Annotated in this window: 18 protein-coding genes; 10 read left to right on the top strand and 8 right to left on the bottom strand. The window is 43.2% G+C overall.

Annotation, left to right across the window (positions count from 1 at the left end; translation table 11 throughout):
- The first annotated feature begins 386 nt into the window (after positions 1-386).
- Positions 387-1,748: a Na+/H+ antiporter family protein gene (locus tag ACHUET_RS10985; RefSeq protein ID WP_394212782.1), complete on the top strand. Its 1,362-nt coding sequence runs from the start codon at positions 387-389 to the stop codon at positions 1,746-1,748.
- 119 nt (positions 1,749-1,867) lie between these two features.
- Here ACHUET_RS10985 and ACHUET_RS10980 read toward each other — a convergent pair whose 3' ends face one another.
- The 3 genes from ACHUET_RS10980 to ACHUET_RS10970 form a co-directional block, all read right to left on the bottom strand.
- Positions 1,868-2,284: a hypothetical protein gene (locus ACHUET_RS10980; RefSeq protein ID WP_394212781.1), complete on the bottom strand. Its 417-nt coding sequence runs from the start codon at positions 2,282-2,284 to the stop codon at positions 1,868-1,870.
- Positions 2,285-2,439: 155 nt separating this feature from the next.
- Positions 2,440-2,691 carry a hypothetical protein gene (locus ACHUET_RS10975; protein ID WP_394212779.1) on the bottom strand — a complete coding sequence of 84 codons (252 nt, stop codon included), beginning with the start codon at positions 2,689-2,691 and terminating at the stop codon, positions 2,440-2,442.
- Entirely contained in the window at positions 2,691-3,392 is a 702-nt protein-coding gene (locus tag ACHUET_RS10970; protein WP_394212777.1) for a 5-formyltetrahydrofolate cyclo-ligase, read from the bottom strand. Before ACHUET_RS10970 ends, ACHUET_RS10975 begins: the two co-directional genes overlap by 1 nt.
- A 156-nt stretch (positions 3,393-3,548) precedes the next feature.
- On the opposite strand from ACHUET_RS10970, the gene fumC reads away from it, so the two are divergent.
- Both fumC and ACHUET_RS10960 read left to right on the top strand, forming a co-directional pair.
- A complete protein-coding gene (fumC, locus tag ACHUET_RS10965) occupies positions 3,549-4,952 on the top strand; it encodes a class II fumarate hydratase (RefSeq protein WP_394212776.1) in 1,404 nt (467 codons plus the stop codon).
- A 362-nt stretch (positions 4,953-5,314) separates the two neighbouring features.
- A complete protein-coding gene (locus tag ACHUET_RS10960; protein ID WP_227675745.1) occupies positions 5,315-5,683 on the top strand; it encodes a hypothetical protein in 369 nt (122 codons plus the stop codon).
- A gap of 80 nt (positions 5,684-5,763) precedes the next feature.
- Here ACHUET_RS10960 and ACHUET_RS10955 read toward each other — a convergent pair whose 3' ends face one another.
- The 4 genes from ACHUET_RS10955 to ACHUET_RS10940 all read right to left on the bottom strand — a co-directional run bounded on the left by ACHUET_RS10955 (position 5,764) and on the right by ACHUET_RS10940 (position 9,449).
- Complete coding sequence (locus ACHUET_RS10955; RefSeq protein WP_394212774.1) at positions 5,764-6,579, bottom strand: MipA/OmpV family protein; 816 nt, start codon at positions 6,577-6,579, stop codon at positions 5,764-5,766.
- Positions 6,580-6,713: 134 nt separating this feature from the next.
- Entirely contained in the window at positions 6,714-7,805 is a 1,092-nt protein-coding gene (locus ACHUET_RS10950) for a rhomboid family intramembrane serine protease (protein WP_394212772.1), read from the bottom strand.
- A 106-nt stretch (positions 7,806-7,911) separates the two neighbouring features.
- The gene (locus ACHUET_RS10945) at positions 7,912-9,099 is read right to left on the bottom strand and encodes an alpha-hydroxy acid oxidase (RefSeq protein WP_394212771.1); all 1,188 of its coding nucleotides are present in this window, start codon (positions 9,097-9,099) and stop codon (positions 7,912-7,914) included.
- A 38-nt stretch (positions 9,100-9,137) separates the two neighbouring features.
- Positions 9,138-9,449 carry a glutaredoxin family protein gene (locus ACHUET_RS10940; protein WP_394212769.1) on the bottom strand — a complete coding sequence of 104 codons (312 nt, stop codon included), beginning with the start codon at positions 9,447-9,449 and terminating at the stop codon, positions 9,138-9,140.
- A gap of 289 nt (positions 9,450-9,738) precedes the next feature.
- Here ACHUET_RS10940 and mtgA point away from each other — a divergent pair, with 289 nt between their 5' ends.
- From mtgA to ACHUET_RS10910, 6 genes are all read left to right on the top strand, one after another.
- Positions 9,739-10,425 (top strand): monofunctional biosynthetic peptidoglycan transglycosylase, encoded by a 687-nt coding sequence (gene mtgA, locus ACHUET_RS10935; RefSeq protein ID WP_394212768.1) that lies wholly within the window; start codon positions 9,739-9,741, stop codon positions 10,423-10,425.
- Between the two features lie 158 nt (positions 10,426-10,583).
- On the top strand, positions 10,584-12,782 hold the full coding sequence (gene ppk1, locus ACHUET_RS10930; RefSeq protein ID WP_394212823.1) for a polyphosphate kinase 1: 2,199 nt from the start codon (positions 10,584-10,586) through the stop codon (positions 12,780-12,782).
- 333 nt (positions 12,783-13,115) lie between these two features.
- Positions 13,116-13,286 carry a hypothetical protein gene (locus ACHUET_RS10925; RefSeq protein WP_371531954.1) on the top strand — a complete coding sequence of 57 codons (171 nt, stop codon included), beginning with the start codon at positions 13,116-13,118 and terminating at the stop codon, positions 13,284-13,286.
- 82 nt (positions 13,287-13,368) lie between these two features.
- Positions 13,369-13,617, top strand: coding sequence for a hypothetical protein (locus tag ACHUET_RS10920; protein WP_394212766.1), 249 nt, complete (start codon positions 13,369-13,371; stop codon positions 13,615-13,617).
- A gap of 81 nt (positions 13,618-13,698) precedes the next feature.
- Positions 13,699-14,058 (top strand): hypothetical protein, encoded by a 360-nt coding sequence (locus ACHUET_RS10915; RefSeq protein WP_394212764.1) that lies wholly within the window; start codon positions 13,699-13,701, stop codon positions 14,056-14,058.
- Positions 14,059-14,192: 134 nt separating this feature from the next.
- Complete coding sequence (locus ACHUET_RS10910) at positions 14,193-14,387, top strand: hypothetical protein (RefSeq protein ID WP_394212762.1); 195 nt, start codon at positions 14,193-14,195, stop codon at positions 14,385-14,387.
- A gap of 175 nt (positions 14,388-14,562) precedes the next feature.
- On the opposite strand, the gene ACHUET_RS10905 is transcribed toward ACHUET_RS10910, so the two are convergent.
- Entirely contained in the window at positions 14,563-15,219 is a 657-nt protein-coding gene (locus tag ACHUET_RS10905; protein ID WP_394212821.1) for a MiaE family protein, read from the bottom strand.
- Positions 15,220-15,936: 717 nt separating this feature from the next.
- Between ACHUET_RS10905 and ACHUET_RS10900 the strand changes: the two genes are divergently transcribed.
- Complete coding sequence (locus ACHUET_RS10900; RefSeq protein WP_394212761.1) at positions 15,937-18,135, top strand: malate synthase G; 2,199 nt, start codon at positions 15,937-15,939, stop codon at positions 18,133-18,135.
- Positions 18,136-18,324: the final 189 nt, after the last annotated feature.

The following is an 18,324-nucleotide window of genomic DNA, read 5'->3' as shown; positions in this document are numbered from 1 at the left end:
CTTGTAAAGTCAAGTTCGTGGTTCATGTCTAGATAAATGGTGTCCACAGATAAAATTGCAAGGCTCATTGATAAAGTCACGTGCTTATCTTTGTTAAATAGTTGTCTGGGTACATAGTCATTAACAATGTGATTGGCTTATAAGTGACAATACAGACAGCAAGTATAGAGGGCTTAAAAAATGTGGATGACACTTGAATGCTGTTGATGTCTACTCGGTTCTATACGTAGGCTTTGTATCCAAAATAAGGTAAACTGGCGCGCGTCTAAAAGCGCGTCTGAGAAACGATCTGATATTGAGACGTTTTAGACAGCACAGCGCTATTCATCAGTGTCAATATTCATCGGTCTCAATGAGACCAAGCTATAAAAAGCAAGGGGCAACACATGGCCATCAATGCGGTACTGCTGGCAGTTATCATTATGCTAGGACTGTCACTTTCGCGAGTGCACGTGGTGCTCAGTCTATTAATCGGGGCGCTGGCAGGTGGATTGTTAGCAGGTCTGGGTATTACCGACACGTTAAATGCCTTCCAAGAAGGCATCCGTAATGGGGCGGAAATTGCGCTATCGTATGCCTTGCTTGGGGCTTTTGCAGTAGCGATTGCGCATTCGGGCTTGCCGCAATCGTTGGCAGGAACAGTGATTAGACGCATTGACGCCGCTGGTACGAGTGGGATGATTAAGTACATGCTGTTTGCAGGTCTTATCACCATGAGCTGCTTTAGCCAAAACTTAATCCCCATTCATATTGCCTTTATTCCGCTGCTTGTGCCGCCATTATTATTGGCGTTTAACCGCATGCAGATTGATAGACGTCTGATTGCTTGTCTGATTACTTTTGGACTGGTCACTACCTATATGTTTATTCCTTACGGGTTTGGTGATATTTATCTCAATCAGATTATGCTAAAAAACGTGGGTGAAGCGGGCATTGATGTCGCCAATATTTCTGTGGTGAAGGCCATGGCGATCCCTGCGCTCGGCATGCTCATTGGTCTGCTGGTTGCCGTATTTATCAGCTACCGTAGGCCACGCGCATATCAGCAGATTGCAATAGATCAGCAAGCACACGATGCGGCTGTCGAAGGGGATGTCTTAAGCAAAACTGCCGCTGGTGCGCAGTTGCAAAGTAAGCTGAAAACACTGGTCGCCTTGGCTGCTATCGTTACGGCTTTTGTCGTGCAGTTATATACTGATTCGCTACTCTTAGGCTCAATGTTTGGCTTTGGTGTATTTATGGCAACAGGCGTGGTCAAATGGCGTGATGCTGATGGCGTCTTCAATGACGGTATCAAGCTCATGGCGATGATTGGCTTTATCATGATTACGGCGCAGGGTTTTGCTGAAGTCATGAAAGCCACTGAGCAGATTCAGCCACTCGTTGATGGGGCGGCGTCACTGTTCGGTGGTAATAAAGCGATGGCGGCATTTATCATGCTATTGATCGGTTTGATTGTGACCATGGGTATTGGCTCGTCATTCTCTACTATTCCTATTCTGGCGGCGATTTATGTGCCGCTATGTATCTCTTTAGGGTTTTCGCCATTGGCTACTGTGGCGATTATCGGTACAGCTGGCGCGTTAGGTGATGCGGGTTCACCTGCGTCAGATTCGACATTGGGGCCAACCTCTGGTCTAAATATCGACGGTCAACATGACCATATCAAAGACAGTGTGGTACCGACTTTCTTACATTACAACATTCCGCTACTGGCGTTTGGTTGGATTGCCGCGATGGTGTTGTAAGTGATTTGGTCAGCCCTTTAACTCAATCCAAGTACCCAACAAAAAAGACGCTTATCGGTAAGCGTCTTTTTTTTGCATTAGTTATAGGACTGTTAGAATAATTAAATTAGACGGTTATCTTAAGTACCGATATCTTGCTTTATACTTTCTATATTTTTGCGCAATAGGTATACGAAAAACAGTGTAATGAATGGGTCATAAACACGATCTAGCCTCAAATCACCGTTAATGTATTCAATAGTAGAGAAGGCAAACAAAGATAGTAGAATAAAAGAAAAGCATTGAGATATAGGAACCAAAAAACGTAGGAAAGATGTGCTGCTAGAGGGCTTTATATGACGTATTTCGATATGGGTGCTAAGCGCGAAGGTATAAAATGCTGCAAGCGCTAGCAAAAAGGTTCTTAGTTCAGCAAAATCAAAGCCGTTGTAATCATAAATATAAGCCGCAGGCGTGGCCAGTAGTAATAGCACAAACAGATAAAAACAAACTTGTAGCGAAGCGGGCGACATAAACTCTTTTTTTACTTTGTCCACGTTCAACGACCTATACTGTAATGATAATTATTTGCGATAATTATAGTTTATAGGCCATATAGAAACAATAGTTTGGTAATAAAAAGCAAGCGTCGATCAAATCAAACCACTCTATAACCGCGTTTCTTCAACTTGTGCTCCATCAGTTATATATGTTATTCATCAAAATCCCCAATCTCACTATTCAAACTACTCAAAAACGCATCACTTTGCGCGAGCAACTCGTTTAAGCGATCTTCATTGACGAGCCGTGTCATCTCATCAGCACTAAAGGGCTGCTCTTGGCTGTAGTAGCGTTGCTCCCTAGCATCCTCGTTGCCTAACATTTGCAAATATTCATCCACACTGTCTGCACTGGAATCAGCAGCGCTAGAATTTTTTTCAAACTTTTTATCGTTATCTTTCATCAAAACCACCTTATGCCGCTTGGTATAATGAGGCCATCTAACGGCACATCCCACGGTTGACGTGCTAATTTCTCAACTACCTGAAAATCATAACACCAGCCAATTTTTAACGGCTTTGAAGCTCCTGAGCGATAGCTTTTACCAAGCGTCGTATCATAAAATCCGCCACCCATACCCATGCGGTTGCCGTGTTTATCGACCGCAACTAACGGACAAATAATCACATCTAATTCTGTGGCCCATAGCAGAGCGCGGCTATGATTTTGTTTCATGCCGAGCTGATGAATGCGAGTGGGGACATTGATTAGTTTTGAGTGGTAAATAGGCACAAAACGCAACCGTTTATCATTACTGCCGAGCGAACCAACTACAGGTAAATAAGGTAAATAGCCTAAGCGTCCGCACCAATCAAGCAGTGGCTGAGTGGGCAGCTCACCAAAGCCATCGTAATATAAACCAATACGTGCATGCTCTGGCAAACGCTGTTGTAGCTTAGATAGATGTAAACTTGCAGACTGAGCAAATTGTCTACGTGCGCCGTCGCTTAACTGGCGACGCTGGCGAGTAAAGTGCCGTCTAGGTGGATTACTTAGCGTGGGTTCTCGTGAGTTAAGTGTTTTTGGTTCAGTGGGCATGGCTTCAGAGTGCATAAGTAGACTATCCAATAAGATATCAGAGTGATGAGGGCCGCTTTTAGACATTCGTTTTTAGGCATTGACCAAGGCGATTTGTGAATATTCAACACGCCCTAGTCATGCTATCATAACGCCACTTTATATCGTATTTTCCTTTATGTGCAGCGGATGTTGCATTTTTTATAGCAGTCATAAAACAACAAACCATTAAAGAGGGTAGTTATGTCGACACAGAATCAAGCAACTCGTACCGAAAAAGACACCATGGGTAACGTAGAAGTCCCAGCTGATGCTTATTGGGGCGCGCAAACTCAGCGTAGCCGCGAAAACTTTAAAATCGGTGGCGAGACGTTGCCGCGTCCAATGATTGAAGCGATGGCACTGGTCAAAAAAGCCGCTGCGATTACTAATGCAAGCCTAGAGCGTATCGAAGGCGACAAACGTGATCTCATCGTACAAGCCGCTGACGAAATCATCAATGGTGGTCTGGTCGATCAGTTCCCATTGGTTGTATGGCAGACAGGTTCTGGCACACAGTCAAACATGAACATGAACGAAGTATTGGCCAACCGTGCCAACGAAATCGCTGGTTCTGAGCGTGGCAGCTACACGCCAATTCACCCAAATGACCATGTAAACCATGCACAGTCTACCAACGACAGCTTCCCAACAGCGATTCGTGTGGCAGCTGCTCGTCAAATCAACAGCTTGTTGATTCCAGCGGTAAAAGCACTACGCGATACGCTAGCTGCAAAAGCCAAAGAATTCGATAGCATCGTAAAAATCGGTCGTACGCATTTACAAGACGCGACGCCTTTGACTTTAGGCCAAGAGTTCAGCGGCTATGTGAGCCAGCTTGACCATGCATTGACTCGTATCGACAACGCGCTACAAGGTCTATATGAATTGCCACTAGGCGGTACAGCGGTTGGTACTGGTCTAAACGCCCATCCTGACTATGCAGTAAAATCAGCTGAGCAACTAGCGACTTTGACTGGCTTGCCATTCGTCACGTCACCAAACAAATTCGAAGCACTCGCTGCTCGTGATGCTGAAGTATTTGCGTCAGGCGCCCTAAAAACGCTAGCCGCTAGCTTAAACAAAATCGCTAACGATGTACGTTGGTTGGCATCTGGCCCTCGTTGTGGTCTTGGTGAGTTGACGATTCCTGAAAATGAGCCAGGCTCTTCTATCATGCCAGGTAAAGTAAATCCAACGCAGTCAGAAGCAATGACAATGGTTGTCGCTCAGGTCATGGGTAACGACACCACTATCAGCATGGCTGGCGCATCAGGTAACTTTGAGCTAAACGTGTATAAGCCAGTGATCGCGTTTAACTTATTGCAGTCTATCAAATTGCTTGGCGATGCTTGCAACAGCTTCAACGAAAACTGTGCCGTTGGTATCGAGCCAGTAAAAGACAAAATTGATGACTTCTTGCACAACTCATTGATGCTAGTGACTTCATTGAACCGTCATGTCGGTTATGAAAACGCTGCAAAAATCGCTAAGACGGCTTACAAAGAAAACAAAACATTAAAGCAAGTGGCGGTTGAGCTAGAGCTATTAACTGAAGCTCAGTTTGATGAGTGGGTCATTCCTGCTGATATGGTACATCCTAAGTAAGCAGTAGACCAAGTAATGACCTGCTACGGCGTCAGATTCGCTTAATGTACGATAAGTACAATTTGCCCTCGTCTTTCTGGTAGCAGCATCATATTTGCTCCACTGAGAATTTAGAAATAAAAAGACCTTGTCACTTCTTTATGAGAATGTGGCAAGGTCTTTTTTTTGCTTTCTGATTTGGCTAGGTTCTTTTATTCATCCAAACCAGTAGGATGCCATAGCAGTTAGAGCTATATTAGACCCCTTTATTTTTAAGCGAATATCAAATGATAGTAAATCTACGTGACTATATAAAGCAATTCACCACGTCTCAACAATTTGGATTTTATATAATATTTTCTTTGATTTATCTAGGTTTGTTTATGAAAATTTGGGGATATCGCTTGATAGCCGACAAGCTAGCGGAAGATCCAAGTAATTTCAAACAAGGCTGTATGTATTATGAAAGTACGTTTATTGATAAAAAAATAAATATGAAGATTTTGACTGTATCTATAGATGGCTATAAAGATAAACATATTGCAATCTTTGCGAGAAGTTTTCGTCGAAATCATAATTGGGAAAGTGCGACATACAAGGGGTTTGTTGATTATATAGAAGCACATCGACGAGACTGCCATCCTGTAGAATATATAGAATTTCCTTTACTGATAGGACGCGAGATTTATATCTATAATTATTTAGGTGATTTTGGTAACACCGTCAGTCCCTCCAATATTACCAAGGACTGATACTATGACGATTGTTAAATAAAAAAGACCTTGCCACATTACGCGACAAAGTCTTTTTTATATCAAATATTCAATCTTAATTAAAACTTATAAAGCAAACCAAGCGTTGTCGCTGCTTCCGTACGTGAGTCGACCATTGGGCTATCATACTGCTCATTGGGTACATAGCTCACGCTTTGATTGGCAAACCCTGCCCATTTATCATTGAAGTCGTAGTTGGCACTAACGCTGACATATGGATTCAAGCTTGAGTTAGATTTATAAGCGGCAACGCCTGTCTCCGCTGACTCTTCTTCACTGACGCCATAGTAGTATTCATTGTAGGCCGCATCATGATACTCAAAGCCAATGCTTGGATAGACCGTCAGCTTGTTTCTCGTGATCTTGGCAAGGTAAGTTAAGCGCCCCGTATTGCCGCCACTTTCGTCCAACACATCGGTCGCAAACTGACCACGAAACGCACCGATAGGCGTGCGACGCTGGTAGCTTATACCTGCTTCTGCAGATAGTTTACGCTCATCGAGACCTTGCAGGGCACCATTAGCATCATCAGGATCAAACGAATTCCCTGCGAGCTGCGCGTAAGCAGACAGCTGATTGACACCATCATTGATCAAGTACGCACCCGCTTGAGCACCGCGCGCATAGATCCTATTATTGTCATAAAAAATGCTCGGTAGCACACGCACTTCAGTGCTGTCTTCGAGATCGTAGGCTGATTTGACCGCCATGACATTGACCCCCACGCTCAGTTCAGCGTCTTGAACAGTCGGTAGGTTTTTATTAAGAAATGGGATGGCGCTAGACATGCTAGACACACTGAGTAATGCCGTAGCGGTTAATGTGCTGAGTATGGCTCGCGTAGAGAAGTGAGGTTGCGCTGCAAGTTTTAACATAATTGGGTCTCGTGGGTGAGTAGAAATAACGGGGTAGTAAGGTCAGGTAAAAAACGAGCAAAAAGTGAATAAATAATCTAAATGATTAAGCTGTTATTGGTAGTTATTTAGCAATGATAGATAAATACGCGCATTTACTCAATGGCTTTTAGCACTTGTAGGATTTGCTGATGAATATCTTGCCACCACCAGACAAAGCCAACGCTAATAATCAGCATCGCAAGCCATGGCAATAGTTGCCAAATAAAAGAGGGTTTTATAGGGTCTTTAGACTCGACTGTGTTGTGAGTTGCATTATCATTTAAAGCTGAATTTACAGCAGTAACTCTTTTCATATCACTACCGTGCATATCTGGCGTATTTATATCGCGGTTATTCAGTCTAGAGTCGTTGTTATCCAATTCAGCATTTTGCTTGATCGAATCAGTATTGAGGGAAAATGATTGATCGATAGGGCTGCTGCCATAACGGTCTGAGTTATCGAGTGGCTCATTATACTGGCTATGATATTGATTATTGTCTTGGTTACCGTAGTGATAAGTGGTTTGATAAGGGTGGAGACGCTGCGCTTGCTGAATAGCGGCATTGTGCATAGCGACCGCGAGACGCTGACGGTAACCAATCGCAAAAGCCAAAGCAATAACGAGCCCTGTGATCGCGCCGCCGATATGACCAGCATTATCGATACCCGGTACGGCAAAGCCATAAACCAAGTTGATCGCCATGATAATGATCAAGCTCTTGAGATTGAGCATCATGCCATTGACCGATATTTTAAACAGTGCAGCGATCAGTAACGCCGCACCGATACCCATAATACCACCAGAAGCACCCGCTGAAAGGCCGGGTTGTCCTGTTCCATCCAAAATACCTTGCCATGTGACATAGTTGTTGAGCAAGTTGCCACCGATGGCTGCTAGTAAAAACAAGGCCAAAAACTTGGCTGAGCCAAACATCGGCTCGGCAATCTGCCCAAAGAAATACATGGCAAAGCCATTAAATAGTAGATGCATGAGACCAATGTGCAAAAACGCACTACTGGCCAAGCGCCATGGATCATCCATCATCGTTAAGGGTAAGGCGTTGGCACCCCATTTAACTAACGCTTCAGTTGACGGGTTATTGGCATCGACGCCAGTGACTAGCTGCATGACAAATAGCCCAATAAAGCAGGCTAATAGCAGGGTAGTGACGGGCGCTGTTTTTAATAATTGCTGAATGGTCATAAAGGCTAACTGTCATCAAAATGTTATAGATACAGTATAAAGGGTATGAGCAAATTATGTTATGTATAGCCAGTTTTAAACGTCGATTGCTCTACAATCAGCCGCTCTAAAAACGACCAACTTTGAGGTTCTCATATGTACCTTTTACTAAGATATTATCCGTGACGGTATTGATATCGGTATGACCACAGAAAGCCATGGATATATCACACTCTTTATAGATGATTTCAAGCGCGCGGCGCACCCCATCTTCACCATAGGCTCCCAATCCGTAGAGAAAAGAGCGGCCAATCATCGTGCCTTTTGCGCCCAGTGCAATGGCCTTTAGTACATCTTGACCAGAGCGAACGCCACTGTCTAGCCATACCTCGATATCGCTGTTTTCGGCTTGTACTGCCTGTACGATGTCTGCGAGGGCAGAGATGGAAGACAACGCACCATCCAATTGACGGCCACCATGGTTTGAGACGACTAGAGCATCCGCGCCACTGCGAGCCGCCATAATGGCATCTTCAGGCTCCATAATGCCCTTGATGATGAGCTTACCGCCCCACATGTCTTTGATACGTGCCACATCATCCCAGCTCAGACGCGGATCGAATTGCTCTGCCGTCCAAGCAGAGAGTGATGACAAATCCTCTACATTTTGTGCATGACCGACGATATTGCCAAACGTGCGGCGTTTGGTGCCTAGCATATTCATACACCATTGCGGCTTGGTCATGAGGTTCATGATATTGGTTAATGTGGGCTTGGGCGGCGCTGATAGACCATTTTTGATGTCTTTGTGACGTTGACCAAGCACTTGCAAATCTGCTGTGAGAATCAACGCTGAGCAGTTGGCCTCTTTGGCACGGCGAATGAGATTGGCCATAAATGCTTGATCACGCATGACATAGAGCTGAAACCAAAACGGCTTACTAGTATGAGTGGCAACATCTTCGATAGAGCAGATACTCATGGTCGATAGTGAAAAGGGCACGCCAAATTTTTCAGCGGCGCGTGCGGCATGCATCTCACCATCTGCCCACATCATGCCTGTAAACCCCGTTGGAGCGATGGCTACAGGCATCTTGACTGGCTCACCGATCATATGGGTTTCTAGACTGCGGTTATCCATATCGACCAATACGCGCTGTCGTAGCTTGATACGGTCAAAGTCAGTCTCATTATTACGATAAGTGGTCTCAGTCCACGAGCCTGAATCCACATAGTCATAGAACATACGCGGCACTTTGCGCTCAGCGACACGGCGCAAATCTTCAATATCGGTCATTTTTTCTAGATTTATCATAGAATTCTCACTGCAGATGGTAGATAGGTGAGTGGATCTTATGGCATAAGCAATTGCTGTAAATCCATCACTGAAAACGGATAGTTTAACCGCTTTGATGGCGTCAAAATCACAGGGATAGTCGTAGCAAAATCCATCATAAGCGCTTCATCGAAGTCTGCAATATCGACATTTTGATAAGTGATTGGTTGCACCGACTGAAACTGTGCAAGTATTTGCTCAGCGATATCACATAAATGACAACCAGAGGTACCAAGCAGCCACCATTGATTGCTGTTTTCATCGATATTGAGGTTTGGGCTTGCGGCAATAACACGCGCTCGTAATATTTCTATACTATTATTATGCATGGTGAGATCTCTGAGCTTAAAGTATGCCAAAAAATACTAATTATTAGGCTGTTTTGATAAAAAGTAAAAAATAGTTGAGTTATTATTACATCATAAAGAAATGGTGTAAATAATGACAGCGATTGTGAGATTAGGTAAGATGACCTGCTATTGGTCATTACTAATGACTGCCTGTTAATAAAAGGCAATGACAGCTATTTTAGGACTATTGGTTCATAGTTACTGTTTTTAGTTATTAGCAGATGACCTATATTATCTTATTACTTTTTTAATCACTCGGATATCGCGCATGACAAGTTTTGGCAAGTTCATCAAACGTCTGTTATTGGCTATTATGTTATTGGTTGTCGCATTCCATATTTTGGTCACCGGACTACTACTAATCTGGAAAACGCAGCCAATTAACAACAGCATGTTTATGTTGACGCATCGCCTAACGGGTGGCACGGTCACGCAGACATGGGCTGAGTACGACGCCATCGCCAAGTCTGCCAAGCAAGCAGCAATCGTGAGTGAAGATTCCACGTTTAGTCAGCACAATGGCTTTGATATTAAAGGTATCAAAGCGGCACAAAAGAAAAATGAAGAAACGGGTAAAATGTCCGCTGGTGGCTCAACCATTACGCAGCAGCTGGCAAAAAATCTATTTTTGACTTCGCATCGCTCTTATGTACGTAAGGCGGAAGAGGCTGTCATTACCGTCATGATAGAAACGCTGTGGGACAAGCAACGTATCTTGACCGCTTATCTTAATGTGGCAGAGTTTGGTAACGGTATCTATGGTATCGATGCCGCGGCGCATCATTATTTTGATAAATCTGCGGCCAATCTGAATCGAGACGAGTCAGCGCTCCTCATTGGGATGCTTACCAATCCAAAATATTACGAAGACAATCAAGGCGACAGAGGCTTGCGTAACAAACAACGCATTATCAAAAAACGTATGAAAAACGCCGTATTACCGCAAGCGTCTTAATCTTTTAAAAGAAGCCTTAACAATAAGAATAACGGAAAAGAATAATAGCTAATAACCTTTAAGACGATAGTATAAAGACGACGGCGTATCGATAACGTAAAAGGAGTAGTAACGTGGTAGAGATAAATAATAATGAGAACAGTGGTGATATTAACGATATGATCGACGTAAATAGTGTGAGTGAAGATGGCAACGAAAACTTTAATAAAGATATTAGCGTAAGCAGTAGCCATAATGATCTGGCCGACATCGACTGGCAACGCTCAGAAGATGGTAGCTATTCACCCAGCAGCTACATCAATCGAGATCTGTCTTTATTACAGTTCCATCTGCGTGTATTGGCGCAGGCAGCGAGTCCTCGCCATCCACTGCTTGAGCGTTTATTTTTTCTGATTATATTTTCGTCCAACCTGGATGAGTTTTTTGAGATTCGTGTTGCGGGTATCATGCAAAAGCTCAATATCGGTGATGTGTCGACCAGTGCTCACGGTATGCGTCCAAGCGAGGTGTTAAACGAGATCTCTGCTATCACTCACGATGCTATCAATGAACAGTATCGCATTCTGAATGAGGATATCTTACCCGCCCTTGCGCTCGAAGATATTCGCTATCTAAAACGCGATGAGCTCAATGCTGAGCAGTCTGCATGGATGAAGCGTTATTTTACCGAGCAAGTCGTACCAGTATTGACCCCGATCAGCATTGATCCCGCGCATCCATTCCCGCGCTTGGTGAATAAAAGCTTAAACTTTATTGCCACTTTAGAAGGCAAAGATGCTTTTGGCCGCGATATCAATTTAGCGATTGTGCCAGCGCCGCGCAGTCTGCCGCGGGTGATTCGTCTACCAGATGAGCTAACGGGCGGCAAAGAGCATCATGTCATGCTATCAGCCATCATTCATGAGCATATCGGTGAGCTGTTCCCTGGCATGAGTGTGACTGGCTGTCATCAATTCAGACTCACACGTAATGCGGATCTGGATTTGGCAGATGATGTGGAAGATATTGCCAAAGCGCTAGAAGGCGAGCTCGAAAATCGCCGCTTCGGTGACAAAGTACGTCTTGAGGTGACAACTGATTGTCCGACGCATATCAGCGAGTACTTGCTCAATGAGTTTGAACTGCATGACAATCAGCTATACCGCGTCAATGGCCCTGTCAACCTGACGCGCTTGCTGTTTGATTTTAACATTCCTGCGCTGCGATATCAGCCGTTTACCCATGCCATACCTAAAGCATTTCGTCGAGAAATGGACAAGTCAGACAAATCGACCAGTATGTTTGCTGCCATGCGCAAAAGCGATGTGCTCGTGCATCATCCGTTTCATGCATTTTCTCCCATTATCAATTTGCTTTGGCAGGCAGCTAGCGACCCCAAAGTATTGGCAATCAAGCAGACACTATACCGCTCAGGTACCAACTCAGAGATCGTTAAGGCACTGGCCGCCGCCGCTCGTAATGGCAAAGAAGTCACGGCCGTCATCGAGTTGCGTGCGCGTTTTGACGAAGCCTCTAATATTGCCGTTGCTAACTATTTGCAAGAGGCAGGCGCGGTCGTAGTTTACGGCATTGTCGGCTACAAAACCCATGCCAAACTCATGCTCATTGTACGCCGTGAGGACGATCGAATCCGCCGTTATATACATTTAGGTACAGGTAACTATCATGCAGCCAATGCCAAAGTGTATACGGATTATGGCTTGTTTAGCGCTGATCCTGATATCTCAGAAGATGTTCACAAAATCTTCCAAGAACTCACAGGGATGGGTAAACCTGCCAACCTCAAAAAACTGCTGCATGCACCGTTTACTTTGCATGAAAAATTGATGAGCTTTATCGATGATGAGATTGCTCATGCTAAGGCAGGCAAGCGTGCTCATATTATCGTCAAAGCCAATGCGCTAACGGAGCGTCGCCTGATTGACAAATTGTATGATGCGTCGCAGGCAGGCGTCAAAATCGAGCTGATCCTGCGTTCTATGTGTTGTCTGCGTCCGCAAGTCAAAGGATTGTCTGAAAACATCACCGTGCGCTCACTCATTGGTCGGTTTTTGGAACATACCCGTATTTATTATTTCTATAATGACGGTGATGAGCGTTTGTATTGTGGCAGTGCAGACTGGATGGATCGTAACTTGTTCCATCGGGTCGAAGTCGCGTTTCCGATTGAAAACAAAAAGCTGTTTAAGCAAATTTATCAGGATGGGCTACTAAACTATCTACAAGACAACACTCAAGCGTGGACACTGGATGGCACAGGCGTTTGGCAGCAGCTTCAGCCAGCAGCAGGTGAGACGCCACACGTCGCACAAGAGCACTTATTAAAAGTGATTAATGGTGTTGAAGAGTCCAGCTAACTGATTGAAAGCTATCCTTATCATTTGACCAAGCACTACTTAGCCAAACACTATTTAACCAAGCAATGGTACGTACCAATGCTTGGTTTTTTTTGGTTAACGCGCTGTAAAAGTTACAAACTGTCTTGCAACCTCACATTTATTCACATATTGATACGGCAGCACACTGGTGCAGCTCACAATATCTTACCTATAATTGATACCAGTTCCGGCGCGTTTTAATATGTTGTATCAAAAGCTTGATAACTCTTTATCTAAAAACGCTTGAACACATATTCATATAGCGCTACAGAATATTTAAGGTAAATAAACAATAAAAACAAGGAATGCATTATGAGTACTACTGCCGATGACACTTCAGATATCAAAAAAGCAGCTGAGCAAGCAGATGGTCAGGAAATCGAAAAGAATTTAGAAGACAAAAAGACAGCCGATGCTCCTGAGTCGCTTAATCCAGAAGAGCGTACCCCTTTCATTGACGACGAATTACGCACAGACAAGTAATAGCTGACCTAGCAGTTTTAGAGAGTTAAGTTCAAATATCCAGTTAGGCAGCAATAACAAATAAAAATGCAAGGGAGACACTATGACCATTCCAGAAAAGCCAGCCACTGAAGAAAAAGTAATTGTGGATGATCCAGCAGCAGTTGTACCAGAAAATCCTGAGGGTAGCTATGAAGGACGCAAGCACGAGCCGCAGATAAATGGCCCTGAACAAGATTCACAAGAAACTGATGAGATATATGCTGATCCACGTAAAGAAGAAAATCTACCTGCCGGCGGTAAAAATGTCTCAGACCTAAATGCTTATGATTTAAGTCAAGAAGACAATTAACCATTGATATCGTTAATACCCACGCTATGCTAATTTCTTAATGATATGAGTAATAATTATAACAACGATAAGGACAAGATAATGGAAACCAGAGATCCCGCTTTAAGTAAAACTAAAGTAGAAGAAAATGATACTCGCGAAACCTCTTACGACTCGCAAACAGTCAACAACCATGATGAGTTAGAAGAAAACATCACTGAAAATAAAGGCACTGATACCTTTGAAGAAGGGGTAGTTGCGTCTGAGCATGTTAATAAAAATGACAACCCAGCGCGTCAACCTGATCGCCGTGATCAACCGGGTAATGGTTTTGATGATAATATCAATGAAAGTACCGTTGCAAGCGAAGGGCCTGATAGTCAAAAAATTAACAACATGAATCGCTATGCTAATGTTGATAATGCTCAGACTCGTACCTTAAATCCTGATGATAAAAACTAGACCGACAATAGAAAGCTGAGCAAAGACCTATGATATTTGCGTAATTATCGACTGATATCTATATTATTTAGATAACGGTTAAAGGCGCTTATAATATTGGATGGATAGTTATAATAATAGGGAGCAAGACAAATATGCCAAACGACAAGCCTGTCACTGATGAGTATAGTTTAAAAGATGCAGATGACAATAATGGTATCGTACCAGATGACGCTTTACAAAAAGTAAATCCAGCGGCAGCAGACAAAGCAGCTGGAGATCACGATCCACACAATGTTGCTAAAAGCGATAAACAGTACGATAGTAAGCTTATGGAAGATGATAAATAGTATTGTAAAATAGCCATTTTGGCTGATATATGATCTAGATGCTGATATAAATGCGCTATCCGGTATTAACGTAAAGACACTGCAATTGTTTGAGTTATATATTCTAGTCAATTGCAGTGCCTTTTATCGTTTTTATATCTATAAATTAAAAGGTTACATCTGTCATAAGTGCGTTTTAAGCGGGCGTGCCACTATGAAAACGCAATTCAACATCTGGACTGTTGATTAATTCAGCTTCTACTTCTTTAAAAAACGCAACGCGCTCATCGATATTATCATCTGATAATGACTGGGCAAGCGCAAGGTAATCCTCAAAATGACGGCTCTCTGACTTTAGTAGGTAGCGATAGTATTTTGCCAAGCGCTCATCATCAATGACTTCAGCCAACGCTGCAAAACGCTCACAAGAGCGCGCCTCGATAAATGCACCGATTATCAATACATCTACCATCGCTGCTGGCTCATAAGTACGCTTATGTTTCAGCATGCCCTTGGCATAGCGACCTGCACTTAGATATTTCCACTCTTGACCGCGCTCATTCATGATACCCAGTACTTGCTCGTAATGCAGCATCTCTTCTCGTATCAGCTGTGCCAATTTACGTTGTAAATCATAAGAGAACTCATACCGAAATATCAAATTCATCGCGGTGCCTGCGGCTTTCTTTTCGCAATTGGCATGATCCTGAATGATCAGTGGTAAGTTATCGATAGCGGCATCTACCCAAGCTTGCGTCGTGCGCGCACCCAAAAAATTATAAACAGGGGACAGATCTACCTTTATAGGAGTACGTAGATGCGTAATATCGACGCTATCTTCCTCTACGTCCATACTGCTTTCGTTAACGACATTTACTGGTGAAAGGGACGCTTCTTTTTCAAGATTATCTTTATGCATCTCGTAGTGATCAGTACCATGCGCTGATGATTGTAAGGATGAGAGGTCGGGCTGGTTTATAGTCATAATCTAAGAGGGCTTTTTTATAAATGAGAGTTTAAAGCAGCTAATTTATAGCTGCTTTCAAAATAATGGATTACAGTTAATACGGCTAAGTAAGTTGCCTGAATAATGAACAGTATTTAAATCTAACTATAGATGGTAATGATTACTTACAGTTTAGTCTCAACTGAGCGTTCATTAATTTCTAGATAGTATTCATGGTCTGTAAGGCTTATATCTTATACGATATCATTATTATACAATCCCAATATTTATTTTCTAAATGGCGTTTGCTTGTTTATTTTATTATTTGATAGTAGGATGAGATTTTGCTCTTTAGCCACAGTGCCTTGCTATCAATAGCACTTAGTAGAGAATGGCAATCATTATACCAATGACAATTCTCATATTAAAACAGAAGATTTATACAGTCTATTTTAGGACTGATGAAAACCTCTTTAATAAATAATTATTTATCAGCATCAAATACCATATGTAGCAATGATATCTTTTATTTTATGAATAATTGTTGATAAAAATAACGAGTCTTAAATAGTCGCTGTAGCAATTTAGTATTACCAATACTCACCAATAGATAAGGATAACAACATGGGCCAGTCTTCTAACGCCAATCGCATTCAAAAAGGCATTCTTGCCATCGACCAACAGTTGTATGACTTTATTGAAAACGAGGTGCTACCAAAAGTTGGTGTTGATTCAGACAGTTATTGGTCAGGTTTTGAGAAGGTTATCAAGGAGTTTACGCCACGTAATAAAGCGTTGCTAGAAACTCGAGACAAGATTCAAGCACAGATTGATCAGTGGCATTTGGATAACCCTGCAAAAGATGGCGAAATCGATTATCCAGCCTATAAGGCGTTCTTGCAAGATATTGGTTACCTGCTGCCAGAGGGTGATGACTTTACGGTCAGTACAGAAAATGTTGATGACGAAATTGCTCATATCGCAGGGCCACAGCTGGTCGTACCAGTACGTAACGCTCGTTATGCATTAAATGCGACCAATGCACGTTGGGGCAGCCTATATGATGCTTTATATGGTACTGATGTAATCAGTAATGATAACGGTCAAGAAGCGACAGGCAGTTATAATCCTAAGCGCGGCGCTGCGGTTGTGGCCTATGCCAAAGCGTTCCTAGATGAGCATTTCACGCTCGCATCCGGTTCATACAATGATGTGACTGGTTTTAAAGTGGTCGATGGCAAGCTTGAAGTCGCACAAGGTGATAGCAGCACAGAGTTAAAAGATACTAGCAAATTTGTCGGTTTCGTCGGTGACGCTGAACAGCCTACTGGTGTACTGCTCAAAAATAATGGCTTGCATGCTGAGATTCAGATTGATAGTAATCATCCAGTTGGCAAAGATGACCCAGCAAATATCAAAGACGTGCTACTTGAGTCAGCCATGACTGCGATTCAAGATTGTGAAGATTCGGTCGCTGCTGTAGATGCAGAAGAAAAAGTGGAAGTCTATCGCAATTGGCTTGGCTTGATGAACAGTGATCTACAAGAGACTTTTGAAAAAGGTGGCAAAACCCGTACTCGCAAACAAAATCCAGATCGTGAATATAATACACCTGATGGTGGCAAGCTAATTCTGCCGGGTCGTTCGCTATTGCTCATTCGTAACGTGGGTCATCTCATGCAGAACCCTGCAATTTTAATTGATTTAGGCAATGGTCAAGAGCAAATATTTGAAGGCTTGATGGATGGTTTAATCACGCCGCTATTGTCACTCAATGATATCAAAGGCAAAAACGAGCTATCAAACTCACGCCAAGGCTCTATGTATATTGTTAAGCCAAAAATGCACGGCCCTGAAGAAGTCAAAATGGCCAATGATTTATTCAATGCATCAGAAGACTTGCTAGGTCTAGAACGCAATACGCTCAAAATCGGTATCATGGATGAAGAGCGCCGTATGACGGTCAATCTAAAAGAAGCGATTCGCCAAGCAAAAGAACGCGTTATTTTCATTAACACGGGTTTCCTAGATCGCACCGGTGATGAGATGCACACCAGTATGAATGCTGGTCCATTTGTGCCAAAAGGCGACATGAAGTCGCAAGCATGGCAACCCGCTTACGAGCAGTGGAACGTCGATATCGGTCTAGAGACTGGTTTGCAAGGTCATGCTCAAATTGGTAAAGGCATGTGGGCCAAACCTGATGAAATGAAGGAGATGATGGATACTAAGGCGGCTCATCCTAAATCTGGTGCTAGTACTGCTTGGGTACCGTCACCAACGGGTGCTACCTTACATAGCATACACTATCATCAAGTTAGCGTAGCCGACGTACAAGATAGCCTAAAGTCGCGTGAGCGTGCCAGCTTAGATGATATTCTAACCATTCCATTAGCAAAAAATACCAACTGGACAGAGGAAGAGAGGCAACAAGAGCTTGAAAACAATGCTCAAGGTATCTTAGGGTATGTGGTACGCTGGGTAAACCAAGGCGTTGGCTGTTCTAAAGTACCTGATATCAATGATGTCGGCTTAATGGAAGATCGTGCTACCTTACGCATCTCTAGCCAGCATATCGCCAACTGGTTGCATCATGACGTGGTGAGTGAGCAGCAAGTAATGGACACAATGAAACGTATGGCGAAAGTCGTCGACGAGCAAAATGCAGGTGATAGTGATTACCAGCCAATGGCAGATAACTTTGATAACTCTTATGCATTTAAAGCAGCTTGTGATTTGGTCTTTAAGGGACGCGCGCAGCCTAGTGGTTATACTGAACCATTGTTGCATCAAGCACGCCTTGATCTAAAAGCCAATGCTTAGAGATGCTGGCTTAGTAATAGGTATTTTAGCGTATCCTGAAGCCTAGGGCGTAGTATCTAATCTTGCTCGTTTGTGACGCTAAATATGTCATAAATACGCCGGTCGATTGTTCATGAGTGCTATTTATTTATCAATAGGTAGCGCTAATTTTTGGGCAATTGTTTTGTATTTATTAAAAAACTTTAATAC

Source organism: Psychrobacter piscatorii, from assembly GCF_043641605.1.
GTDB lineage: Bacteria > Pseudomonadota > Gammaproteobacteria > Pseudomonadales > Moraxellaceae > Psychrobacter > Psychrobacter piscatorii_C.
The sequence above is the reverse complement of the archived record's forward strand: the minus strand, read 5'-3'. Positions and strand labels throughout refer to the sequence as shown.